This is a genomic window from Paraburkholderia sp. J11-2 (genome assembly GCF_905220185.1).
Lineage (GTDB): Bacteria > Pseudomonadota > Gammaproteobacteria > Burkholderiales > Burkholderiaceae > Paraburkholderia.
In genome coordinates, this window is sequence record NZ_CAJMYY010000025.1 from 58,740 (window position 1) to 81,233 (window position 22,494).

Annotated in this window: 20 protein-coding genes and 1 riboswitch; of the genes, 10 read left to right on the forward strand and 10 right to left on the reverse strand. The window is 68.4% G+C overall.

Features of this window, described 5'->3' with window-relative positions:
• Positions 1-22: 22 nt before the first annotated feature.
• A riboswitch (S-adenosyl-L-homocysteine riboswitch) is annotated at positions 23-142 on the reverse strand.
• Between the two features lie 73 nt (positions 143-215).
• The 3 genes from U5A57_RS29990 to U5A57_RS30000 all read right to left on the reverse strand — a co-directional run bounded on the left by U5A57_RS29990 (position 216) and on the right by U5A57_RS30000 (position 2,383).
• Complete coding sequence (locus tag U5A57_RS29990) at positions 216-986, reverse strand: glycosyltransferase family A protein (protein ID WP_321915311.1); 771 nt, start codon at positions 984-986, stop codon at positions 216-218.
• A gap of 156 nt (positions 987-1,142) precedes the next feature.
• Entirely contained in the window at positions 1,143-1,865 is a 723-nt protein-coding gene (locus U5A57_RS29995; protein WP_321915312.1) for an LrgB family protein, read from the reverse strand.
• A 38-nt stretch (positions 1,866-1,903) separates the two neighbouring features.
• Complete coding sequence (locus U5A57_RS30000; protein WP_321915313.1) at positions 1,904-2,383, reverse strand: CidA/LrgA family protein; 480 nt, start codon at positions 2,381-2,383, stop codon at positions 1,904-1,906.
• A gap of 154 nt (positions 2,384-2,537) precedes the next feature.
• Here U5A57_RS30000 and U5A57_RS30005 point away from each other — a divergent pair, with 154 nt between their 5' ends.
• Positions 2,538-3,485, forward strand: coding sequence for a LysR family transcriptional regulator (locus U5A57_RS30005; protein ID WP_321915314.1), 948 nt, complete (start codon positions 2,538-2,540; stop codon positions 3,483-3,485).
• Positions 3,486-3,560: 75 nt separating this feature from the next.
• Here the strand turns inward: U5A57_RS30005 and U5A57_RS30010 are convergent, their stop codons facing one another.
• Together U5A57_RS30010 and U5A57_RS30015 are read right to left on the reverse strand one after the other, a co-directional pair.
• A complete protein-coding gene (locus U5A57_RS30010; RefSeq protein WP_321915315.1) occupies positions 3,561-5,309 on the reverse strand; it encodes an OmpA family protein in 1,749 nt (582 codons plus the stop codon).
• 247 nt (positions 5,310-5,556) lie between these two features.
• Entirely contained in the window at positions 5,557-7,185 is a 1,629-nt protein-coding gene (locus tag U5A57_RS30015) for a GMC family oxidoreductase (RefSeq protein WP_321915316.1), read from the reverse strand.
• A 473-nt stretch (positions 7,186-7,658) separates the two neighbouring features.
• On the opposite strand from U5A57_RS30015, the gene U5A57_RS30020 reads away from it, so the two are divergent.
• Both U5A57_RS30020 and U5A57_RS30025 read left to right on the forward strand, forming a co-directional pair.
• Entirely contained in the window at positions 7,659-9,395 is a 1,737-nt protein-coding gene (locus U5A57_RS30020) for an isovaleryl-CoA dehydrogenase (protein ID WP_321915317.1), read from the forward strand.
• Between the two features lie 83 nt (positions 9,396-9,478).
• Entirely contained in the window at positions 9,479-10,930 is a 1,452-nt protein-coding gene (locus U5A57_RS30025) for a coniferyl aldehyde dehydrogenase (protein WP_321915318.1), read from the forward strand.
• On the opposite strand, the gene U5A57_RS30030 is transcribed toward U5A57_RS30025, so the two are convergent.
• From U5A57_RS30030 to fliE, 5 genes are all read right to left on the reverse strand, one after another.
• Positions 10,908-11,327: an EscU/YscU/HrcU family type III secretion system export apparatus switch protein gene (locus tag U5A57_RS30030; protein WP_321915319.1), complete on the reverse strand. Its 420-nt coding sequence runs from the start codon at positions 11,325-11,327 to the stop codon at positions 10,908-10,910. The genes U5A57_RS30025 and U5A57_RS30030 overlap by 23 nt on opposite strands.
• On the reverse strand, positions 11,327-12,859 hold the full coding sequence (locus U5A57_RS30035; protein WP_321915320.1) for a flagellar hook-length control protein FliK: 1,533 nt from the start codon (positions 12,857-12,859) through the stop codon (positions 11,327-11,329). The genes U5A57_RS30030 and U5A57_RS30035 overlap by 1 nt, the downstream gene beginning before the upstream one ends.
• Positions 12,860-12,943: 84 nt before the next feature.
• Positions 12,944-13,276, reverse strand: a complete 333-nt coding sequence (locus U5A57_RS30040) for a flagellar protein FliT (RefSeq protein ID WP_321915321.1) — start codon at positions 13,274-13,276, stop codon at positions 12,944-12,946.
• On the reverse strand, positions 13,273-13,719 hold the full coding sequence (gene fliS, locus U5A57_RS30045) for a flagellar export chaperone FliS (protein ID WP_321915322.1): 447 nt from the start codon (positions 13,717-13,719) through the stop codon (positions 13,273-13,275). The genes U5A57_RS30040 and fliS overlap by 4 nt, the downstream gene beginning before the upstream one ends.
• Positions 13,720-13,854: 135 nt before the next feature.
• A complete protein-coding gene (gene fliE / locus U5A57_RS30050; protein WP_321915323.1) occupies positions 13,855-14,190 on the reverse strand; it encodes a flagellar hook-basal body complex protein FliE in 336 nt (111 codons plus the stop codon).
• A gap of 298 nt (positions 14,191-14,488) precedes the next feature.
• Between fliE and fliF the strand changes: the two genes are divergently transcribed.
• The 7 genes from fliF to fliL all read left to right on the forward strand — a co-directional run bounded on the left by fliF (position 14,489) and on the right by fliL (position 22,472).
• Positions 14,489-16,297 carry a flagellar basal-body MS-ring/collar protein FliF gene (gene fliF / locus U5A57_RS30055; RefSeq protein ID WP_321915324.1) on the forward strand — a complete coding sequence of 603 codons (1,809 nt, stop codon included), beginning with the start codon at positions 14,489-14,491 and terminating at the stop codon, positions 16,295-16,297.
• Entirely contained in the window at positions 16,287-17,282 is a 996-nt protein-coding gene (gene fliG, locus U5A57_RS30060; RefSeq protein ID WP_321915325.1) for a flagellar motor switch protein FliG, read from the forward strand. Before fliF ends, fliG begins: the two co-directional genes overlap by 11 nt.
• The gene (gene fliH / locus U5A57_RS30065) at positions 17,275-17,952 is read left to right on the forward strand and encodes a flagellar assembly protein FliH (protein WP_321915326.1); all 678 of its coding nucleotides are present in this window, start codon (positions 17,275-17,277) and stop codon (positions 17,950-17,952) included. The genes fliG and fliH overlap by 8 nt, the downstream gene beginning before the upstream one ends.
• Positions 17,946-19,646 carry a flagellar protein export ATPase FliI gene (fliI, locus tag U5A57_RS30070; RefSeq protein ID WP_321915327.1) on the forward strand — a complete coding sequence of 567 codons (1,701 nt, stop codon included), beginning with the start codon at positions 17,946-17,948 and terminating at the stop codon, positions 19,644-19,646. The genes fliH and fliI overlap by 7 nt, the downstream gene beginning before the upstream one ends.
• Positions 19,643-20,095 carry a flagellar export protein FliJ gene (gene fliJ / locus U5A57_RS30075; RefSeq protein ID WP_321915328.1) on the forward strand — a complete coding sequence of 151 codons (453 nt, stop codon included), beginning with the start codon at positions 19,643-19,645 and terminating at the stop codon, positions 20,093-20,095. The genes fliI and fliJ overlap by 4 nt, the downstream gene beginning before the upstream one ends.
• Positions 20,096-20,116: 21 nt before the next feature.
• Entirely contained in the window at positions 20,117-21,688 is a 1,572-nt protein-coding gene (locus U5A57_RS30080) for a flagellar hook-length control protein FliK (RefSeq protein ID WP_321915329.1), read from the forward strand.
• Between the two features lie 280 nt (positions 21,689-21,968).
• A complete protein-coding gene (fliL, locus tag U5A57_RS30085; RefSeq protein WP_321915330.1) occupies positions 21,969-22,472 on the forward strand; it encodes a flagellar basal body-associated protein FliL in 504 nt (167 codons plus the stop codon).
• The last annotated feature ends 22 nt before the right edge of the window (positions 22,473-22,494 follow it).

Below are 22,494 nucleotides of genomic sequence, written 5' to 3' on the forward strand. Positions count from 1 at the left end.
TTCTAAAAGTGACTAGAAATTAAAGACGTGAGCGCCGTTTTCAGTGCGGTGACTTCGCGGCATCGTGCCCTCGAATCGACCGTATTGAGCGCCTTCGAGCCTGGCGGGTTAGAGAAAACCCGTCGCAACGCTCCTCGAAGACGAGGCGTGATTGTAGCAAATTGAGACGGCCAGTTGGATGGCGGCGGCGCGACCGACCGGGCGCCGCGCGCGCCTCAATGGCCCTGGCCCCGCAACGCGAGTCCGCATGTCTGCCGCACGCTCGCCATTGCCGTGGCGAGAAAGGCTTCCGATGCGCGCAGCGTTTCGCCGTGCAGGGCCGCCTGCACCTCGCTCAAGCCCAGCTGAAGGCTCAAATAGCGTTCCGCGGCCATACCTGCGCGATAGTGCAGACGCACCCGCTTCGCGTCGATCAGGCGGCGCTGCCCGAAGGCCTCGCTCAGCGCCCACGCGAGCGCACCATCTTCGCCGCCGTGGCGGCGAAAGGTTTCGTCCATGGGAAAGCCGCCCAGCGCGAGAAACGCGCCACGGCGGATCACGAGACTGCTCGGCGCCGTATTGCTGATCGCTTCGGCGTGCCTGGCGAAATCGGGGTGCGCGGCGAGCCGGTCCGGAAAGCCCGCATAGTCGACGTCAAGCCGAATCGCTGCTTCGTGCGGATGCTGCTCCAGATGCGAGTGCGCGGCGGCGAGCGCATGAGGCAAATACTCGTCGCCTGTGTCGAGGAACGCGAGGTATGGCGTGGCCGCCTGCAGCGCGCCCCAGTTGCGTGCGCGTGCCGCACCGCCCGGGTCGGGCATCTGCACGAGCCGCACGCGGGGTTCGCGCATCGCGTAGATGCGCGCGATGTTGGCGGAGGCGTCGGTCGAGCCGTCGTCGACGACGAGAATACGCTCGGCTTCAGGTTGCGCGAGACAGCTGTCGAGCGCGCGGGCAAGCGTGGCGGCGCCGTTGTAGCACGCGACGATGATGGTGATCGGTTGCATGGAACAGGATGAGGGTGACCGACAACGAGCGTAAGCCACATCCGAGAGTGGCCTACACGACGAGACCGCGAATCCTACCCGCGTCCGGCAAAGGTCCATCCTGATAAAGTCCGCCCGCGCAACGGGCGAGCCCGCGCTGAACAATCGCGCCGCGAATTAAACAGGCAGGAAACCCAGCGCCGGCGCGAGCAGCACCATCACCACGCCCGCGATCATCATCGTGAGGCTCGCCACCACGCCCTCTTCGCTGCCCAGCTCGCGCGCCTTCGCCGTGCCGACGCCGTGCGCCGCCGCGCCAAAGAGCGCGCCGCGCGCGAGCCGCGTGCGCAGCGGCACGAGGCCGAGCACCAGTTCGCCGAACAGCATGCCGCACACGCCCGTGGCGATCACGAAGAGCGCGGTGAGGTCGCGCGGCGCGTGGATCTTGTCCGACACCGCGAGCGCGAACGGCGTGGAGATCGAGCGCGTCATCAGGCTGCGCTGCAGATCGGGCGAGAGATGCAGGAGCTTGGCCAGCGCGAGCGAGCCGCCCACCGCCACGATGATGCCGACCGTCACGCCCACCGTGAGCGAAATCCAGTGACGCTTGAGCAGATCGCGGTATTCGTAGATCGGCACCGCGAAGGCCACCGTGGCCGGGCCGAGCAGCCACATGAGCCAGCGCGTGTCCTGGAAGTAGACGGGGTACGGAATATGGAGCACGAGCACGAACACGGCGAGCACCGCGGGCACCGCGACGAGCGGCGTGAGCCACGGCGAGCGAAAGCGCGCATAGAGCGCCTTCGAGACGAAATAGAGCGCAACGGTGAGGATGAAACAGCCGGCGGCGATGAGCCGCGCTGCGTCGTCGGCGAACAGGGACGCATACAACGTGTTCATGACGGAATCACCCTCTCTCTATTCAGGACCCTGCAGCCTCAAGCCCGCGCCAGATGGCGCGAATCGCGCACGCGGCGCAGCGCGAGACGCCGCTCGAGCTTTGCGGCCTGTTCGACCGCGAACGCCACGGCCACCATCACCATCAGCGTGCCGCCAACCACGACGAGCGCGAGGCGCCAGCCGTCGGCGCGAAACAGGCCGCCGTATTTCACGGCCGCCACGGCGGCCGGGATGAAGAACAGCAGCATGTCGGAGAGCAGCCAGTCGGCGCCGGCCTTCACCCAGCGCGGCGTGACGCCGCCGCAAAAGAGCAGCGCCAGCAGCAGCACGAGGCCGACCACGCCGCCCGGCACCGGCAGGTGCGTGACACGCGTGAGCAAGTCGGCGGCATACCAGACGCCCGCGAGCAGCGCCGACTGCACAGCAATGCGGCCGATACGGCGGCCGAGGCTCGCCACGCCGCCCACGTTGCGCGCGGCGCTTTCGGAAACTTTCGCGGTCGTGTTCGAGGTCGTCATGGCAAACCCTAAGTGACACTGGAATGGAAGTCAGTATAGGCTGCAGCGCAGCATAAACATAATGACTTAGAATCATCCGCTACATTCCATATTGGAATGCACCAACTCAGCACCCCGCTGGGCGTGCTTCCTGCACATTTGTGGAGTCCCGATCGTGGAACTGCGCGCGCTTCGCTATTTCATCGAGGTGGTGCGGCAACAGAGCTTCACCGCCGCGGCCGAAAAACTGCACGTCACGCAGCCGACCATCAGCAAGATGGTGAAGGCGCTCGAAGACGAAACCGGCACGCAGCTCCTGCTGCGCGACGCGCGCCAGATGGTGCTCACCGACGCCGGGCGCATCGTCTACCAGCGTGGCCAGGACGTGCTCGCCGCCCAGGCGCAGCTACAGGCCGAACTCGCCGATCTCGGCACGCTCGGGCGCGGCGAACTCACCATCGGCATTCCGCCGATGGGCGGCTCGCTCTTCACGCCCGCCATCGCCACATTTCGCCAGCGCTATCCGAAGATCGAGCTGAAGCTGTTCGAGCAGGGCTCGCGCGCCATCGAAGCCGCGCTGATCTCGGGCGAACTGGAGCTGGGCGGCGTGCTGCTGCCCGTCGATCCCGCGCTCATCGACGTCCTGCCGATCTCGCACGAGCTGCTGTGGCTCGTCGCACGGCGCGGCTCGCGCTGGGACAACAAGCTGGCCGTGCCGCTCGCGGAACTGGCCGGCGAACCGTTTGTGTTCTACGGCGAAAGCCTCGCGCTCAACGACGTCGTGCTGAACGCGTGCCGCACGGCCGGCTTCGTGCCGCAGGTGGTGGGGCGCAGCGGCCACTGGGACCTGATGGCGGCGCTCGTGCTCGCAGGCGTGGGCATTGCGCTACTGCCCGCGCCCTACGTGCGCCGGCTCGACGCCGAGCGCTTCACCTGCCTGCCCGTGAGCGAGCCGCAAATCACCTGGGACATGGCGATCGGCTGGAAGCGCAGCGGTTATCTCTCGCACGCGGCGCGCGCCTGGCTAGACGTTGCGCGCGCGGAGTACGGCAAGCCGTTCACGTTTCTCGATGACTTCGTGCATCCGCCTGGAATGGAGAAGCAGCCGGGCAAGCCCGGCTGAAGCGGTGTGCAATGAAAAAAGCCGCCCGGCTTGCGCCGGACGGCTTCTCGCACGTCGCGTAATCCGTACTTCGGATTACTTCGCGACGAACTCGATGCGGCGGTTGTGGAAGCGGCCGCTTTCGGTGTCGTTGCTAGCCACCGGATTCGCGTCGCCATAGCCCTGTGCCGTCAGCTTGCTGAGCGACACGCCCTGCGACGCGAGGTAGGTACGCACCGCGAGCGCGCGCTGCTTCGAAAGTGCGAGATTCGCGGCCTTGTCGCCCAGGTTGTCCGAGTAGCCCGCCACTTCGAGCGCGACCGGCTGGCCGCGCTTCGAGCACGCGATCAGCGCGCGCGCCGACTGGCGCAGATCGTCGGCTGCGGAAGCCGGCACGATCGAGCTGCCCGTCTTGAAGTTCACGACCTGCAGGTTGAGCACCTTCGCCACGTCGGCGCCTGCGCACGAGCTGTCCGTGCCAAACAGGCCCTTCACGGCGTCGCGGAAGGACTGCGTCGCATCGGCCACGGCCTTCTGCACGTTGAACACGCCGATATCGAAGCCCGAGCCGAACAACGCCTTGAGCTTGTCGAGCCAGCCGGCCTTCGCGTCGGCGGCCGCGCCGCTCAGCTCGACGTGCGTGCCGTCGATCTTCACTTCCGCGCCGGGCAGCGCCATGAGCGGCAGCAGGCCGTCGAGGTGCGCGAGCCACTCGGCGGGCTTCGTCGCGGCGTCGACGTTCACGTTGGCCGTGAACTTGCCTGCGCCGAACTGCTTCGTGAGAGCGTCGATGAGTTGCGTCTTCTCGGCTTCGGTGCCCACCGTCGCCGTGATCGTCGGCACGCCGGACTTGTCGACCGTGAACGACAGATGCGCGTCCTGGGTCGGCGCCGCAGCGGCATCGCTTGCGGCCGCGATTGGGCCGGAAGCGACCGTGGCAGAAGCGGCCGCGTCCGAGCCGGCGGCAGGCGCCGAAGCGCTATCCGCCTGCGACGCCGCATCCGATGCGGCGACCGCACCCGGCGCCATCGTGCTGGCCGATGCGGGCTGCGCGGCGTCCTGCGTCGCCGCTTCATCGCGCTGGCACGAACGCAGCGCAAAGAACGCGACGATCAGCGCGAGCGCGGCGAGCAGCCACCAGAGCCAGTGATGGCGGCGCTTCTCTTCGGCGATGGGCGGCGTGGACTGGGCCACGGTCTGCGGCGGCACCGAGGCCGGCACCGGACGCACCACGGGCTGCGGATGATCGAGATGCGCGGAGACATCCTTCAGGCGGCTCATGATCGAGCCCGCGAACGCAGCGGCGCTGCCAAGTCCGACAGCGCTCGCCAGATGGTCGGTCAGGCTCGCGTTGACTGACGGGAGCTGATGGCCCAGCAGCGTCGGCAGTTGTCCGACGAAGCCCTGGGAAGCGGTGAAGTGTTGCTTGAGAATGCCCATGACGGCCGCGCCAACCACGCCGGCGAGCGAGAAGGCCGTGGACTGCGGCGCACCGGTTTGCGCGGCGACCGCGTCGGCGAGCGCGCCGACATTCGCGCCGGTCGCCTTCTGGACCAGTTCGCGGCCGGTGGCTTCGAGCTGGCCCAGGCCCGCCGTGCTCGCGAGCAACTCGGGCAGCTGCTTGCCGATCAGCGGATTCGCGTCGGACGACATGATCGTGGAAAAGAGGCTACGCGCGCCTTCGGGCGTGGCGCCGCGATGCATGATGGCGGCCATGATGGCCGGTGCGGCGGCGCCCGCGACCTTGCGCGTGAAGTCGGGCGTGAGCCCGTAGCGCGTTCCCATCGTCTTGACGACGTTGTCGCTCAGCACGGTTTCCAGCAGTTGAAAAACATTGATGCTCATCGAGGCGGACCCTCCAGTTCGCGGACGCGCCACCTGACACGCCCAAATGCGAGCGCGATTATAGGGAGTGCGAAATCTCGAAAAAGCACGCGAACGGCAAACCGCACATTGTTTGACGAAAAGCCCCGAAAATCTGGACTAGTCGCGACATTGCGCGATGTTGCGGTTGCAACGGGACGACGATGCGCCTCGCTGGCCAGCCTGCGATGAGCCCATGCAATGAAGTAGGAAAAAGCGAAATCGGGCGTCAGGCGTCGATGCGCTGAGGTACCGTATCGCGCGCGTATCTCGCTTGCGCGATGAAGTCGGCCGCACGCTCGCCGATCATCACGCTCGGCGCATTCGTGTTGCCGCCGATGAGTGTCGGCATGACCGAGGCGTCGGCAATGCGCAGACCCTCCACGCCGCGCACGCGCAATTGCGGATCGACGACGGAGCGCGCGTCGCCGCCCATGCGGCAGGTCGCAACGGGGTGATAGATCGTATCGGCGTGGCGGGCGATCGTGTCGCGCAGTTGCGAGTCGCTCTGCTCGCCATGTGTGTAGAGTTCGCGGCCACCCAACTGCGCGAGCGCGGGCGCGTCGAGTATGCGCCGCGCAAGACGCGCGCCCTGCACGAGCGCGTCGAGGTCGCGCGTATCGGAGAGAAAGCGCGGATCGATCACCGGCGCCACGCGCGCGTCGGCGCTCGCGAGCGTGACCGTGCCGCGGCTCGCCGGGCGCAGCACGCACACGTGCAGCGAATAGCCGTGGCCCCAATGCAAACGGCGGCTGTGATCGTCGACGAGCGCCGTGCAAAAGTGCAACTGCAGGTCGGGCCGGTCGAGTTCGGGCCGGCTCTTCAGAAAGCCGCCCGCCTCCGCCACATTGGTCGTGAGCATGCCGCGCCGCCCGCGCAGATAACGCACGAAGCCCGCGGTCATGCGCGCCGCGCCGCGCAGCGAGTAGCCCACGGTCTCGCTCGAATGCACGCGCTTGTTGAAGGTGAAATCGATATGGTCGATCAGATTGCGGCCGACTTCGGGCGCGTCGTGGCGCACTGCAATGCCGAGTGCGCGCAGATCGTCGGCGGGGCCGATGCCCGAGCACATGAGCACTTGCGGCGAGTTGAACGCACCCGCCGCCAGGATCACCTCGGCGCGCGCCTGGAGTGTCTCGGTCGCGCCGCCGCGCGCAAGCTCCACGCCGCTTGCGCGCGCGCCGTCGAAGGTCACGCGCAGGACCGTCGCGTTGGCGATCAGGTGCAGATTCGGCCGCTCGCGCGCATACAAATATGCGCGCGCCACCGTGCAGCGTTCGCCGCCGCGCTGCGTCACCTGATAGAAGCCAACGCCCTCCTGCTCCTCGCCATTGAAGTCGTCGTTCAGCCGGAAGCCCGCCTCGCGCGCGGCCTCGACGAAGCGCACGGCCACCGGATTGCGCTCGCGCAAGTCGGTCACGCGTAGCGGCCCGCCCGCGCCATGCCAGGCGCTCGCGCCGCGCTCGTTGTCCTCGGCGCGCAAAAAGTACGGCAGCACGTCGCGCCACGCCCAGTCGGTGCAGCCGAGCTGCGCCCATTCGTCGTAGTCGAGCGGATGGCCACGCGTGTAGATCATCGCGTTGATGGCGCTCGAGCCGCCGAAGCCGCGGCCGCGTGGCTGGTAACCGCGCCGCCCGGCGAGCCCCGGCTGCGGCACGGTTTCATAGGCGTAGTTGTTTTTCGTGCGAAACGGCACGAGCGCGGCAACGCCAAGCGGCATGTTGACGAACGGATTGCGCGCCGTGTGTGGCCCGGCTTCGACGAGCGCGATGCTCGCCTGCGGACAACGATCGGCCAGGCGCCCCGCCAGCGACGCGCCGCCCGAGCCGCCGCCTACGATGATGTAGTCGTATTCCATCGTCTCCCTCTGTCGGCCGCAGTTAGCGCTTTAGCGCTTACTGCGGCCCCATGCAAAGCGGTCGGCCGCAGCGCTTTAGCGCTTACTGCGGCCCCATGCAAAGCATCCGCGTCCGGAGTAAGGTGGCGTGCTATTTGCACGCTCGTTCGTTTTCGGATTCAATGGCGCATTGTAGGAAGCGTCTGATTCCGAGGTCAGCTTTTATGTCAGAGCATCCCCTCTAAACCTGACGGCTAATCGCCGCCTATGATGGAAGGCGGTTCAGCCGCCAGCGCTGGAACCCGAAAGCGTCCGGACAGCATAAGCAGCACAGGGAGCGCTGGAGCGCACAAGAATCACTCACCTCACGGACGCTTCACATGGAGCGGCCGCTGCGCACGCCTCCCCGTCACGACGACAGCGAACACAACACGAACGGCCGCGCGTGAAGCACGCCGCGCCCGCAGCAGCAGCCTTGCATCGGAGACAGGCAGATGAACCCGACGGAAGCCACGCATCGCCCCGGCACGACCCACGAAGTCACGAATCAGGCGCCGCCGCTCGCCGACTACAACCTCTTCACCACCGACGCCGCGCTCGGCGAGGCCCTCGTGCGCGCGGGCGCGGACTGGCACCGCGAAACGCTCACGCGCCATGGCGAAACGCTCGGCAAAGCCGAAACGCTCGCGCTCGCCGACCTCGCCAACCGCCACGAGCCCGAACTGCACACGCACAGCCCGCGTGGCGAACGGATCGACGCGATCGAATTCCACCCCGCCTGGCACGAACTGCTGGCGCTGCTGCGCGAGCAAGGGCTGCACGCGCTGCCGTACTCGAACCCGCAGCCCGGCGCGATGGCCGCGCGCTGCGCAGGCTACTTCCTGCATGCGCAGCTCGAATCAGGGTCGCTGTGCCCGCTCACCATGACGTTCGCGAGCATTGCCGTGCTGCAGCGCGAGCCGGCGCTGTTCGACACGCTGCGCGCGCCGCTCTACACCCGCGAGCACGACGCGCGCGACCTGCCGCTCGCGCAAAAGCGCTCGATGATGATCGGCATGGGCATGACGGAGAAGCAAGGCGGCTCGGACGTGCGCAGCAACCGCACCGAGGCGCGGCCGGCTGGCGTCGAAACGGGACGCGGCGCGGCGTATCTGCTCACCGGCCACAAGTGGTTTTTCTCGGCGCCGCAGTGCGACGCGCATCTCGTGCTCGCGCGCACCACGGAGCACGACGGCTCAGGCGCCCCCGGCCTTTCCTGCTTCTTCGTGCCGCGCTACCGGCCCGACGGCACGAAAAACGCGGTGAATGTGCAGCGCCTGAAGAACAAGCTCGGCAACCGCTCGAATGCGAGCAGCGAAGTGGAATTCTTCGACGCATACGGCGTCATGATCGGCGACGAAGGCCGCGGCGTGCCGACCATCATCGAGATGGCGAACTACACGCGGCTCGACTGCGTGATCGGCAGCGCGGCGCTCATGCGTGCGGCGCTCGTGCAGGCGATTCACCACGCGCGCCACCGCAGCGCGTTCGGCCGCGTGCTCGCCGAGCAGCCGCTCATGCAAAACGTGCTCGCCGATCTCGCGCTCGAATCGGAAGCGGCGACGGCGCTCTTCATGCGCCTTGCGCGCGCGTTCGAAGACAGCGCCGACGCGAAACCCGGCGACACGGACGACACGTCGCTCGAAGCACGCGCCTGGCGGCGCATCGTCACGCCGGCGGCGAAGTTCTGGGTTTGCAAGCGCGCGCTCGCGTTCACCGGCGAGGCCATGGAGGTATGGGGCGGCAACGGCTACGTCGAGGAAGGGCCGATGGCGCGCTTCTACCGTGAAGCGCCCGTCAATTCGATCTGGGAAGGCTCGGGCAACGTGATGTGCCTCGACGTGCTGCGCGCGCTGGAGCGCGAAGCCGACGCGGCCCAGGCGCTCTTTCTCGCGTGGCGCCGCGACGCCCAGACTCACCCGGTGCTTAACGCCGCGCTCGACCGCCTCTCGGTGCTGCTCAACGGGGCGCCCGGCACGCGCGAGGCGAGCGCGCGGCGCATCGCGCAGCAAATCGTGCTGATCGCGCAGGCCATGCTGCTGCGCGACGGGCCGCCGGAAATGGCGCAGGCGTTCATCGCCACGCGCCTCGACGAGCACGACGCCGACTGCGACCGCGTATTCGGCACGCTGCCCGCGCGCTTCGATCACGCCGCGATCATTGAGCGGGCGTTTCCGTCGCGTTCGGTTTGACTCCGCATGTGACCCGACTGCATGACCCGATTTTCCTGTTCGCGCACGCGGCACAGCGTGCGCGAACCCCACGAGGACCGACCATGAAGCAGGACCTGCCCGAAGACTTCGCCCGCCACGCGTACGGCGCGCCCGAAGATCCGCGCGCCGCGCTCGACACGCTGCTCGCCGCGCAGCGCGAAGCCTTCCTGCGCGACCCGTTCCCGTCCTGGGAAGCACGCGCGCGCCATCTGAAGGCGCTGCGCGATGTGCTGTTCTCGCACCGCGACGCGCTCGCCGACGCGATGAACGCCGACTTCGGCCAGCGCTCGAAGGCGGAAGTCGCGCTCGCGGAATTCGTCGTGCTCAAACAGGAGATCGATGCGGCGCTCAGGCACGGCGCGCGGTGGATGAAGCCGCGGCGCCGGCCGGTGGGCAAATGGCTGCTGCCGGGCCGCGCGAAGGTGGTGCCGCAGCCGCTTGGCGTGGCGGGCATCGTCGTGCCGTGGAACTACCCGCTGCTGCTCGCCGCGAGCCCGCTCGTGTGCGCGCTCGCGGCAGGCAACCGCGCGATGATCAAGATGTCGGAGCTTACGCCGCGCACGTCCGCGCTCTTCGAGGCACTGATCGGCAAGACGTTCGCGCGCGACCACGTGGCGGTCGTGAACGGCGACGCAACGGTTGGCGCCGCCTTCAGCGCCCTGCCGTTCGACCATCTGCTCTTCACCGGTTCGACGCGCGTGGGGCACGAGGTCATGCGCGCCGCAGCCGCGAACCTCACGCCGGTCACGCTCGAACTGGGCGGCAAGTCGCCCGTGATCATAGGCGTTGAGGCGCGCCTGAACTACGCCGTGGACAGCCTGCTGCTCGGCAAGACGCTGAACGCGGGGCAAACCTGCATCGCGCCCGACTACGTGCTGCTGCCGCGCGGCCAGGAGGAGGCGTTCATCGCCCGCGCGCGCACGCGCTTCGCCCAGCTCTATCCGGACTTCGCGAACAACCGCGATTACACGTCGATCATCTCGGCGCGCCACTTCGAGCGCCTGCAACGTCTCGCCGACGAAGCGCAGGCGAGCGGCGCGCAACTGCACGCGCTCGGCACGCACGACGCCGCCACGCGGCGCTTCGCGCCCGTCATCGTGACGAACGCCGGCGCGCACACGGCGCTCATGCAGGAGGAAATCTTCGGGCCGCTCCTGCCGCTCGTGCCCTACGACACGCTCGACGAGGCGTTGCGCTACGTGAACGCGCGCCCTCGCCCGCTCTCGCTCTACCTGTATGCCGACGACGCGCGCACGCTCGAACGCGTGACGCGCGAAACGGTCGCGGGCGGGATGTCGGTGAACGAGACGCTCATGCACATCGCCGCCGAAGGACTGCCGTTCGGCGGCGTTGGCGCGAGCGGCATGGGCGCGTATCACGGCTACGAGGGCTTCGTCACGTTCTCGAAGATGAAGCCCGTCTTCACCCAGGCGCGGCTGAACGCGCGCGGGCTCATCGCGCCGCCCTACGGCAAGCGCTTCGCCTTGCTGATCAAGATGATGTTGAAGGGTTGAACGGCAGCGCGGGCGGCCCGCCGCGCGGGCCGCCGACCCGGCGAACGTCGCTGATGTCGTGCAGGGGGCTGCCGGCTGCTGCTGCCGACGTGCCAGTTTGCGCTTGCGCGGCCACTTTGGCTTTCGCGTCGTTTTCCGCTTCGAGGCGGTGCAGCCAGGCTAGCAATTCGGCCACCGCCTGGTACAGCTGCGGCGGGATCTTCGCGTCGAGGTCCACGCGCATGAGCAGCGAGACCATCTCCGGCGCTTCGTGCACATAGAGGCCCGCTTCCTTCGCGCGCTGCACGATCATCTCCGCGACGAGGCCGTAGCCCTTCGCGACCACGCGCGGCGCGCCGTCGCCTTCGGGAGCGTCGTAGGCGAGCGCGGCGGCGCTCCTGCGGTGCGTGCGGCTCATCACAGCTCCCAGTTCTGGTCGTGGTTCGGGTGATCGCTAGTGTCGGCGCTCGTTCGCGCGGCGGACGCATCCGCTGCGGCGCCCGCCTGCGCGCTGGCCGCGGCGGATGTGTTTTGCGCGGCGTAGGCGTTCGCAGCGCTCGCGGCTCTCGCCGCCTCGGCCGGATTTGCCGCCGCGCCGCTGCCGATCTCGCGAATCGATAGCCCGGCAAGCGTGAGCCCGAGCGCTTCGAGCCGCCCGCGCAGCCACTCGCTCTCCGCAGTCAGGCGCGCGGCGCCGCCCGCGCTCGCCTGCACCCGCACGGCGAGCGTCGAGCCCGTGAGCGTGAGTTCCGCGTCGACGGTGCCGAGCTTCGGCAGCGCAAGCGTGAGGCGCGTGCGCCATGGAATGTCGTCGGCGTCGACACCGGCTGCGCCCGAGTGCGAGTCGCGGGCATCGTAATCGTCTTGCTGGATGCTCCAGTCCACCCGCACGCCCGGCCAGGCCTCGCCATTCCAGCGAAACTCGCCGGTCGCGAGCAGATCGAGCTGCTGGCGAACGAGCGGAATCACAGCCGGATGGACCGACGGGCCGGCGGCCTGCGCCGCGGCCTCGTGCATGGCGGGCAGCAAGGTGTCGGCGAGCGCCGCGCGTGCCTGGGTCTGTGCCGTGGCCGAGGCCGTCTCGCCGTGCGGCTCCGCCAGCCCGGGGAATGCCCGCGCCAGTGCGGCATTGATCTGGCTTCCCGCGTTCGCAGCATTGCCCGCGTCCCCGCGTGCGCCTCCCGGCGCGTCCGCGAACGTTTCGGTCCATTGCACGTCGTCGATGTCGTCTGCGTCGTGGCTCCAGTCGAGCGGCAGTTGCGCGTGGGCGCCGAGCAGACGGTTCTGCGGCTCGTCGGCGAGTTCGGCGGGCGAGAGCTGGCCGCGCAGCCATTGCGCGAGGTGGGCTTCGTAGAAGAGTCCGCTCGAGCTCACCGTTTGCGCGAGCGACGCGGCGAGCGCGGCGACCGGGCCGGCTTGTGCGGCGGCTGCGGTTTGCGCAGTTTGTGCGGTCTGGGTGGTTTGCCCGGCTTGCGGATCTTGCGAGGACGCCGTCTGCGTGGAGGCCGCCGTCCCGGCGTCGGCCGCCCCGGTCAGTGCGCCGCCGGCCAGCCCCTGGGCCGCGAGCGCCACATCCGCGAGCAGCGCGGCTTGCGCCGCCTGTGCCTCCTGGCCGGCGAGTCCTGGCAGCGGCATAGCGCCGGCGCCGCCGGGCGCCGCATCGGCTTCGGGGTTGGCCCAGAGGGGGGCGCTGCCCACCACGGCGGGCGTCGCTTCGCCGCCCGAGCGGATGATGGCGTCGAGCGCCAGCGCAACCGCCGAAAGCACGGTCTGCGTGGAGTCCTGCGTACTGTTTGTGCTGGTTGCGGTGTCGGCGAGCGCGGCAGTGCCCGTTGCGAGCGCGGAGACGCCCGTTTGCGCCGCGCCGGAGGCGCCCTGCGGGCCGACCGGCGTGAGCGCCGCGATGCGGCTCGCGAGGAGCGCGGCGGCTCCGGTGTCGATTCCGTTCATGGTGTTCCGGATCTGCGCACAGCGCTGACCTGCCGGTTCATGGGGCGTTGCGCGCCGTGGCCTCCCGAGGCGCCACGCGCCGCGCTAACGGGCGCCGTAGATTTCCTGCAAGACCCGCGCGGGCTGCGCGGTGCCGTAAAAGAGCGCCGAAAGCCGCGCCATGCAAGGGCTGGCGAGATCGCGAATGGCGGCGTCGTCGGCGAGGATCTGGCGGATCAGCTCGTACTTGCGCGCCCGCTCGGAAACCGTGAGCCGTACCGCGGCTTCGGCGTCCTTCAAGGCATCGACGAGGACCCGGTACTCCTCCTGCAAGCCGATCAAATCGTTCCAGTGCGCATCGCGCGCCGCGTGGAGCATCTGCTCCGACACGGCCGCTATCGCTTCGTAGCGGGCGAAGTAGTCTGCTTTTGAAGTCATCTCATCAATGAGCCGGGCGATGACGCAGATGACTGTTCGGCCATCCTCGCCACTTCCGGCGCTATCCCCAACCAGGCTTCTTCGAGCGTAGCCAGCAGTCCGTCGACCTCGACCAGCATGGTCTCGCTCTGTTTAATATTGGCTTCCAGCAGGCGCCGCGTCATGTAGCTGTACAGCGAATTCAGGCGTTGAGCGATCTCGCCGCCCGCCTCGACGTTCAACGCGAGCTGAAGTCCGCTCTCGACAATCCGGATCGCCTTGGCGATCGCCTCGCAACGCGGGCCGACGTTGCCGGCCTGCAAATGCATACGTGCCTGCGCGATGGCTTGCCGCGCTCCCTGATACAGGAGCACGATCAGCTTGTGCGGGCTCGCACCCATGACCCCCGTTTCGACGCCCACGCGTGCATAGGCGTTAGCTCCAGATTGGGCAGGGGAAAACATCGGCGCTTCTCCTTGATACGTTTGGCTTGAGTGCGGTCGTCCGGCGCTTGCGCGAAGCACGAGCGACGGACTCTTCTAGCCGGGTTATCGGAACGTAGGGGAGGAAGCTTTAGCGCATTGACGAGGCGAAGGCCTTCACACCTGGATCTGCATGATGTCGGTGTAGGCGGCCACGAGCTTGTTGCGCACCTGCAATCCGAACTGGAAGCCGATGTTGGCTTTCTGCATGTCGACCATCACATCGTTGAGCGACACGTTGTTCGCGCCGAGTTCGAACGCCTGCGACTCGCCAACGGCCTTCTGCTGGGCGTCGCTGATCTGGTCGAGCGACGACTTGAGCGCCGCCGCGAACCCGCCGGCCGTGGCCGCGGCGGACTTTTCGTCGGCTGCGGTGGGGCCGCCGGCCGCCTGGGTCGCCATCGACTGCATCTGGGCCAGGGCGGACGTGAGCGGGGATACTGGCACGGTCATGTTTGCTCCACGAAAAGGGGACATGCGGGGGACATGCGGGGTGTTCCGGGGACGAGCCCCAAGGCCGGAATTTCGGCATTCCCGCGGCAATTCAGCGGGCCCGGCCAGCACGGCGCCCTGACAGGACGCCGAATCTGGAGGAGAGCATAGCAGCGGGTGCGATTCGGCAGCCCCGAAACTAGGGGGAAAACCCGGCTCTATTCGCGCAATCGGCTTGCCAGCGGCCCCGGATAATGCGTCTCGTGAAAGTCTCCGCCATGCAAGGCGAGACCTGGAAGCCTCCGGAGATACCCGTCGCATGGATTCGACTGCCAATTCTTTGATCAACCCCGACGCCCGCATGGGCCTCGCCACCTCTGGCGCGGGCGCCGCGGCCGGTGCTGGCGCGGGCGCAGGCCTGGGCGGCGCGGAAGACCTCGGCGGCGGTTTCGCGCAACGCCTCGGTTCGCTCTCGTCGCTGCGCAACGTGCGCGGCAACCCGCGCGCGCCGCTCATTTTCGCCGTGGCGGTGCTCGTTGCCGTGGTCGCCGGCCTCGTGCTGTGGTCGCGCGCGCCCGACTACAAGGTGCTGTACAGCAACCTGTCGGACCGCGACGGCGGCGCGATTATTACTGCGCTCCAGGCCGCAAACGTTCCCTACAAGCTCTCGGACGTCGGCGGCGCGATTCTCGTGCCTTCCGAGCAGGTCAACGAAATGCGCCTGCGCCTCGCCTCCCAGGGCCTGCCCAAGAACGGCTCGGTCGGCTTCGAGCTGATGGACAACCAGAAGTTCGGCATCAGCCAGTTCGCCGAGCAGATCAACTACCAGCGCGCGCTCGAAGGCGAGCTCGAGCAAACGATTCAGTCGATCGCGAGCGTGAAGACGGCCCGCGTGCATCTGGCCATTCCGAAGCCTTCGGTGTTCGTGCGCGAGCGCGAAGCGCCCTCGGCCTCGGTGCTCGTCAACCTGTATCCGGGCCGCATTCTCGACGACGGCCAGGTCGCCGCGATCACGCACATGGTCGCTTCGGCGGTGCCGGACCTGCCGGTGCGCAACGTGACGGTGGTCGACCAGGACGGCAACCTCCTCACCCAGAGCGCCACGGGCGTGGGCCTCGACGCCTCGCAGCTCAAGTACGTGCGCCAGGTCGAACACGACACCCAGTCGCGCATCGACGCGATCCTCGCGCCCCTCTTCGGCGCCGGCAATGCGCGCTCGCAGGTGAGCGCCGACCTCGACTTCTCGAAGCTCGAGCAGACCTCCGAAGCCTACGGTCCGAACGCCAACCCGCAAGCCGCCGCCATCCGCAGCCAGCAGCAGAACATCTCGACGGAAATGCAGCAAAGCGGCGCGGGCGGCGTGCCCGGCGCGCTCACGAACCAGCCGCCGCAGCCGGCCTCCGCGCCGGTCAACGCGCCGGCGGGTGCGAACGGCGCGTCGGCCGCGGTGCCGGTTTCCGATCATCGCGACACCACGACGAACTACGAGCTCGACAAGACCGTGCGCCACTATCAGCAGGCGGCTGGCGACGTGAAGCGCCTGTCGGTCGCCGTGATCGTGAACTATCAGCAGAAGGTGGACGCCAAGGGCCACGCCACCATGCAGCCGCTCGACGCGCAGAAGCTCGCGCAGGTCGAGCAGCTCGTGAAGGACGCCATGGGCTACGACGCCAAGCGCGGTGACTCGGTGAACGTGGTGAACGCCGCGTTCCAGACCGACGTCGACCCGAACGCGAACCTGCCGTGGTGGCGTCAGCCGGACATCCTCGCACTCGCCAAGCAGATCGCGACGTGGCTCGGCATTGGCGCGGTGGCTCTGTTCCTCTACTTCGTGATGGTGAAGCCGGCGCTGCGCCGCGCGTTCCCGCCGCCCGAGCCGGTTGCGCCCGCGCTGCCCGGCATGGCCGACGGCGAGCCGCTGCTGCTCGACGGGCTCCCCGAAGCCGTGCGCATCGGCGGCGCCGGCGCGGAAGGCGAAGACAACGCGGAAAACGAAGCCGCCCTGCTCGCCTTCGAAAACGAGAAGAACAAGTTTGAACGCAACCTGGAATACGCGCGCAACATCGCGCGCCAGGATCCGAAGATCGTAGCAACCGTCGTGAAGAGCTGGGTGAACGATGAACGCTGAAGGCGCAACCAAGAGCGCGCTGCTGCTCATGTCGATCGGCGAACAGGAGGCCTCCGAGGTCTTCAAGTTCCTCGGTCCGCGCGAAGTGCAGAAAATCGGCGCCGCCATGGCGGCGCTCAAGAACGTCAAGCGCGAAGAGATCGAGGTCGTGCTGCAGGACTTCGTCAAGGAAGCCGAGCAGCACACCGGCTTCTCGCTCGACTCGAACGACTACATCCGCAACGTGCTCAACAAGGCACTGGGCGAGGACAAGGCCGGCGCGATCATCGACCGCATTCTGCAAGGCGGCGACACGAGCGGCATTGAAGGCCTCAAGTGGATGGATTCGGGGTCGGTGGCCGAACTCATCAAGAACGAGCACCCGCAGATCATCGCGACGATCCTCGTGCACCTCGACCGCGACCAGGCCTCGGAAATCGCTTCGTGCTTCACTGAGCGTCTGCGCAACGACGTGCTGCTGCGTATCGCGACGCTCGACGGCATCCAGCCGCAGGCGCTGCGCGAACTCGACGACGTGCTCACGAACCTGCTCTCGGGCAGCGACAACCTCAAGCGCAGCCCGATGGGCGGCATCCGCACGGCGGCCGAAATCCTCAACTTCATGACGAGCCAGCACGAAGAAGGGGTGATCGAGAACGTCCGCCAGTACGACGCGGAACTCGCGCAGAAGATCATCGATCAGATGTTCGTGTTCGAGAACCTGCTCGACCTCGAAGACCGCGCGATCCAGCTGCTGCTCAAGGAAGTCGAGTCGGAGTCGCTCATCATTTCGCTCAAGGGCGCGCCGCCCGCGCTGCGCCAGAAGTTCCTCGCGAACATGTCGCAGCGCGCGGCCGAACTGCTCGCCGAAGACCTCGACGCGCGCGGTCCGGTGCGCGTGTCGGAAGTCGAGGCGCAGCAGCGCCGCATCCTGCAGATCGTGCGCAACCTCGCCGAGAGCGGCCAGATCGTTCTAGGCGGCAAGGCAGAAGACGCTTATGTCTGACAGCAGCTCCGCGAACAGGCATCGCTCAGCGTACCAGCGCTGGGAGATGGCCTCGTTCGACCCGCCGCCTCCCCCGCCGCCGCCGCCCACGCCCGACGAAACGGCCGCGTTCGAAGCGCAGCTGCACGCGCTGCGCGACGCGGCGCACCAGGAAGGGCTCAAATCGGGCCATGTGGCGGGTCAGGCGCTCGGCTATCAGGCCGGGCACGAGCAAGGTCGCCAGCAGGGTTTCGAGCAAGGCCAGGCCGAAGCGCGTGCGCAGGCCATGCAGCTCGCGCTGCTGGCGCGGCGCTTTAGCGACGCGCTCGAAACGGCACAGGCCGGTGTGGCCGAGACGCTCGTCGAACTCGCGCTCGACATTGCGCAGCAGGTCGTGCGCCAGCACGTTCAGCACGACCCGACGGCGCTTGTCGCGGTCGCGCGCGAAGTGCTCGTGGCCGAGCCACAGCTTTCCGGCTCCCCGCAACTCGTGGTGAGCCCCGCCGATCTGCCGATCGTCGAGGCCTACCTGCTGGACGACCTTCAAACGCGCGGCTGGAGCGTGCGCACCGACCCCACGATCGAGCGCGGCGGCTGCCGCGCACAGGCCGCGACGGGCGAAACCGACGCCAGCATCCGCACGCGCTGGGAGCGCGTGACGGCCGCGCTCGGCAAGGCGCGGCCATGGTGAACCACCCGCAACCGCCGAGCCATCAGGCCATCCACACGGGCGGCCTCACGCCGCTCGAGCAGGAACTCGCGCTCGCGTCGTTCGGCCCGCTCGCGAGCGACCCCGCGCAGCTTGGCGCGTTGCTGGTCGGCGACCTCGACATTCCGGGCACGCGCAAGGCGCGGGAGCTGGGCGCCATCGACGCGATCGACGCCGCGCTGGCCGCGGACAGCCTCGAAGCGCCACCAGGGCTGACGGATGACGGCGCTACCGGCACGCCGGTTGAGGCGAAGGCGCCGCCCGCGCCCTACGTGCCGCCGGCGAACTACGACCCGGCCAACCCGTTCCTCACGACGTGGAACGCGCAGCTGCGCAGCTTTCGCGAGCGCAACGCGCTCGCCCTGCCGCTGCGCGGCTGCGGGCGTCTCACGCGCGCGGCGGGCCTCGTGCTCGAAGCGGTGGGGCTGCGCCTCGCCGTGGGCGCCGAGGTGATGATCGAACTGCCGCCGGGCAGCTCGCTGCCGATGGCCGAGGCGGAAGTGGTCGGCTTCGGCGGCGACAAACTCTTTCTGATGCCGACGACCGAAGTCGCGGGCCTGCTGCCCGGCGCGCGCGTCTGGCCGCTCGAAACCGCGCCGATCGCCGACCCGAAGGCGGGCGCGAAACGCTTGCCGGTGGGCTGGGGCATGCTCGGCCGCGTGGTCGACGCCTCGGGCCGCCCGCTCGACGGCCTGGGTCCCCTGAACACCGAAGCCGACGCGCCGCTCACCGCGCCCGTCATCAATCCGCTGAACCGCGAGCCGATCCACAAGGTGCTCGACGTGGGCGTGCGCGCGATCAACTCGCTGCTCACGGTCGGGCGCGGCCAGCGCATGGGCCTGTTCGCGGGCTCGGGGGTGGGTAAATCGGTGCTGCTCGGCACGATGGCGCGCGCGACCAGTGCGGAAGTCATCGTGATCGGCCTGATCGGCGAGCGGGGCCGCGAAGTGAAGGAATTCATCGAGCAGATTCTCGGCGAGGACGGCCTCGCACGCTCGGTCGTCGTGGCGGCGCCCGCCGATGTGTCGCCGCTGCTGCGTATGCAGGCTGCCGCGTACACCACGTCGCTCGCCGAATATTTCCGCGACCAGGGCAAGCACGTGCTGCTGCTCATGGACTCGCTCACACGCTATGCGATGGCGCAGCGCGAGATTGCGCTCGCCATCGGCGAGCCGCCCGCGACCAAGGGCTATCCGCCTTCGGTGTTCGCGAAGCTGCCGGCGCTCGTCGAGCGCACTGGCAACGGCCCTGAGGGCGGCGGCTCGATCACGGCGTTCTACACCGTGCTCACCGAAGGCGACGATCAGCAGGACCCGATCGCCGACTCGGCGCGCGCGATTCTCGACGGCCATATCGTGCTCTCGCGTGCGCTCGCCGAAGCGGGGCACTATCCGGCCATCGACATCGAGGCCTCGATCAGCCGCGCAATGACCGCGCTGATCGACGACCAGCATCTGAACCAGACGCGCGCGCTCAAGCAGATGCTTTCGCGCTATCAGCGCAACCGCGACCTCATCAACGTGGGTGCGTACGTGAGCGGGCGCGACGCCGTGCTCGACCGCGCAATCGCACTGTATCCGCGCATCGAGGCCTTTCTTCAGCAGGGTTTTCGCGAAACCGCGAACTATGATCAGAGCGTCGAGATGCTCGGCCAGCTGATCGGAGCCAGGACATGACGAAACAGACCGCGCTGCAAACCTTGATCGGCCTCGCCCAGGACGACGTCGACGCCGCCACGCAAAAGCTCGGCCGCGTCCAGCGCGAGCGCGGCGAGGTCGAAAAGCAGCTCGAAGCGCTCATCACCTACCGCGACGAGTATCACGCACGCTTCACCGAATCGGCGCGCAGCGGCATGGCCGCGGGCAACGTGCGCAACTTCCAGGCATTCATCGACACGCTCGACGCGGCGATCGAACAGCAGCGGCGCATGCTCGAGCAGGCCACCGCGCGCGTGGAGGCCGCCAAGCCCGAATGGCAGCGCAGCAAGCAGAAGCTCGGCTCGTACGAGGTCCTGCAAACCCGCCACGACGATGTGCAGGCCCGCAAGGACGCCCGCCGCGAACAGCGCGACGCCGACGAGCACGCCGCACGCGTGCTGCGCACGCGAACGTCGCAACACCCGTAATACGTTTTCGAGGCCGCCAGCATGTCGCTCCTCTCTTCCCTCTCCTCGATGTTCGGCGCCGCCGCCGACGCAGTGACGGGCAATTCCGCATCGAACGCCGCGTCGAATACGACGTCGAACGCCATCAGCCAGGCCGACGCCGCCAGCCAGGGTTTCGCGCAGACGCTGCAACAGCAGATGAACGCGCAAAGCGCGCAGGCCAGCCAGAACGCCCAGGCGGCGCAAAGCGCGCAGTCGAATGCCGCCGCGCAGTCGAACTCGAATGCGTCGAGCAGCAATGCCTCGTCGCAAAGCAGCAGTAGCAGCAGCACCTCGCAGACGTCGAGCTCGAACTCGAGCCAGGGCTCGCAGTCCACCTCGAGCGCTGATCGCCGCGCCGCCGCGCGCTCCCAGCAAAAGCAGGCCGCGGACGCAGGCGCCCAAGCCGCCGCGGCGCAGGCTCAGCAAGCCTTGCAGGCGCAGCAGGCCCAGAACGGCACGAGCACTGACGCGAACGACGACAGCAGCCAGTCAGGCAGCCAGGCGAACAGCGACAGCACGCTCGCAGGCGTCGCGTCCGCGGCGGCTGCGGCAGCCGCCACAGCCGCCACAGCCGCCGCCGGCGCTGCGGGCGACGGCACGGACACCGGCAACACGACTAGTGCCGGCGTTACGTCGGTGCACGACGCGCTGCAAGCCGCGCTCGCGCAGTTGCGCGGCGGCGCGGGCGCGCTCGCCACGCGGGCGGTGAACACGGCAGGCACGGCGGCAAACAGCGCAGCCACGGCCAGCACGGGCTCCGGCTCGGGCATCGCCAGCAGCTTCGCCTCGCATTTGAGCGCGAACGCCCAAAGCAAGGCATTCGGCACGGCAACGAGCAGCGGCGCAAGTGCCGACGCGGCCAAGGGCGTCACGACGACCGCCACCGACGCCGCGAAGGCCGCAACCGACGCGCTCACGGCTGCGGCGCAGCAGCAGGCAGGCGCCGCCACGCAGACCGACGTCACGGCGAGCACGGCCACGACCGATGCGCTCGCCGCCACCCAGGCCGCAGCGGTCGCCGCCGCGTCGGCCGCCCAGGCCCAGGCGGCTCAGGCCGCCAGCGCCAGCGCGAATCCGGCGGCCGCGGCCGCCGCCTCCGCTTCGATCGCGCCGCAGGTCGGCACGAACGACTGGGAAGACGCGCTCAGCCAGAAGGTGGTGTTCCTCTCGAACGCGCACCAGCAGTCGGCGGAACTCACGCTCAATCCAAAGGATCTCGGACCGCTCCAGGTTGTTCTGCAGGTCACGGAAAGCCACGCGCACGCGCTTTTCGTCTCGCAGCACCAGCAGGTGCGCGAGGCCGTCGAGGCGGCTCTGCCGAAGCTGCGCGAGGCCATGGAGCAGAACGGCATCGGCCTTGGCAGCGCGAGCGTGAGCGACGGCTTCTCGCGGCAGATGAACCAGCAGGCGCAGCAGGACGGCAGCGGTTCGGGCCGCTCCAGCGGTTCCGGTTCGGGCTCGGGCTCGGGTTCCGGCAGCACGCTGAGCGCGGCGGACACCGTGGACGACGCGCTCAGCACCGCCGCGAGCGTCACGCAGCGCTCCGTCGGCCTGATCGACACGTTCGCCTGACGCGCCTCAAGCGCCATCCCCACCTCCCGACCTCCCCGGCCGGACCTGCCCGGCACCTTCGGACAATGCAGCCGCGTACGCGGCTGCTTTACGTCTGCCCCACGCTCGCATGACGCGCCCGGCTTGCCGCGGCGCGCAACAAAACCACGAGATAGCCGGAATTCCCCCGTCTATTCCTCCCATCGCTGAAAGGCAAAAGCCGGAACAATGCAGCATGCCCGGACTGACCATCAGGTCGGCGCCCCGGACCCTTGCAAGCATCCCAGGCTGACTCTTCGACATGGCGACCACCACCGCATCCCAGCAAGCCGCGCCCCAAGGCGCGAAACCCGGACCGATGAAGCGCATTCTCCTCATCGCGCTCATTGCGATCCTCGCCGCCGCAGTGGCGGGCGGCGCGACGTGGTTCTTCATGTCGCGCCACGCGGCGAGCGCGCCGGCCGCACCGGCGGCAGCGCCCCCGGCCGTGCCCGTCTATTACGCGCTCGAGCCGATGACCGTGAACCTGCAGACCGACGACGGCGAATCGCACTACCTGCGCATCGGGCTCACGCTCAAGCTCGACAGCCAGGCCACCCAGGACGCGCTCGTCGCGCGCATGCCCGAGATCCGCAGCCGCCTGTTGCTCGCGCTCTCGAACAAGCATCCGTCCGACCTCGCGCCGCTCGACGGCAAGCGCGCGCTCGCCACCGAGCTCGCCGTGCTGATCTCGCAGCCGTCAGGCGCGAACGAAAAGCCGATGCACGTCGACGACGTGCTGTTCACCGAATTCGTCGTCCAGTGAGCGTGACTGAAATGATTCCCGT

Excerpts from the sequence above, each read along its gene's own strand:
- U5A57_RS29990 (WP_321915311.1), bottom strand. The coding sequence starts at position 986 with ATGCAACCGATCACCATCATCGTCGCGTGCTACAACGGCGCCGCCACG.
- U5A57_RS29995 (WP_321915312.1), bottom strand. The coding sequence starts at position 1,865 with ATGAACACGTTGTATGCGTCCCTGTTCGCCGACGACGCAGCGCGGCTC.
- U5A57_RS30000 (WP_321915313.1), bottom strand. The coding sequence starts at position 2,383 with ATGACGACCTCGAACACGACCGCGAAAGTTTCCGAAAGCGCCGCGCGC.
- U5A57_RS30010 (WP_321915315.1), bottom strand. The coding sequence starts at position 5,309 with ATGAGCATCAATGTTTTTCAACTGCTGGAAACCGTGCTGAGCGACAAC.
- U5A57_RS30015 (WP_321915316.1), bottom strand. The coding sequence starts at position 7,185 with ATGGAATACGACTACATCATCGTAGGCGGCGGCTCGGGCGGCGCGTCG.
- U5A57_RS30020 (WP_321915317.1), top strand. The coding sequence starts at position 7,659 with ATGAACCCGACGGAAGCCACGCATCGCCCCGGCACGACCCACGAAGTC.
- U5A57_RS30025 (WP_321915318.1), top strand. The coding sequence starts at position 9,479 with ATGAAGCAGGACCTGCCCGAAGACTTCGCCCGCCACGCGTACGGCGCG.
- U5A57_RS30030 (WP_321915319.1), bottom strand. The coding sequence starts at position 11,327 with ATGAGCCGCACGCACCGCAGGAGCGCCGCCGCGCTCGCCTACGACGCT.
- U5A57_RS30035 (WP_321915320.1), bottom strand. The coding sequence starts at position 12,859 with ATGAACGGAATCGACACCGGAGCCGCCGCGCTCCTCGCGAGCCGCATC.
- U5A57_RS30040 (WP_321915321.1), bottom strand. The coding sequence starts at position 13,276 with ATGACTTCAAAAGCAGACTACTTCGCCCGCTACGAAGCGATAGCGGCC.
- fliS (WP_321915322.1), bottom strand. The coding sequence starts at position 13,719 with ATGTTTTCCCCTGCCCAATCTGGAGCTAACGCCTATGCACGCGTGGGC.
- fliE (WP_321915323.1), bottom strand. The coding sequence starts at position 14,190 with ATGACCGTGCCAGTATCCCCGCTCACGTCCGCCCTGGCCCAGATGCAG.
- fliF (WP_321915324.1), top strand. The coding sequence starts at position 14,489 with ATGGATTCGACTGCCAATTCTTTGATCAACCCCGACGCCCGCATGGGC.
- fliG (WP_321915325.1), top strand. The coding sequence starts at position 16,287 with ATGAACGCTGAAGGCGCAACCAAGAGCGCGCTGCTGCTCATGTCGATC.
- fliH (WP_321915326.1), top strand. The coding sequence starts at position 17,275 with ATGTCTGACAGCAGCTCCGCGAACAGGCATCGCTCAGCGTACCAGCGC.
- fliI (WP_321915327.1), top strand. The coding sequence starts at position 17,946 with ATGGTGAACCACCCGCAACCGCCGAGCCATCAGGCCATCCACACGGGC.
- fliJ (WP_321915328.1), top strand. The coding sequence starts at position 19,643 with ATGACGAAACAGACCGCGCTGCAAACCTTGATCGGCCTCGCCCAGGAC.
- U5A57_RS30080 (WP_321915329.1), top strand. The coding sequence starts at position 20,117 with ATGTCGCTCCTCTCTTCCCTCTCCTCGATGTTCGGCGCCGCCGCCGAC.
- fliL (WP_321915330.1), top strand. The coding sequence starts at position 21,969 with ATGGCGACCACCACCGCATCCCAGCAAGCCGCGCCCCAAGGCGCGAAA.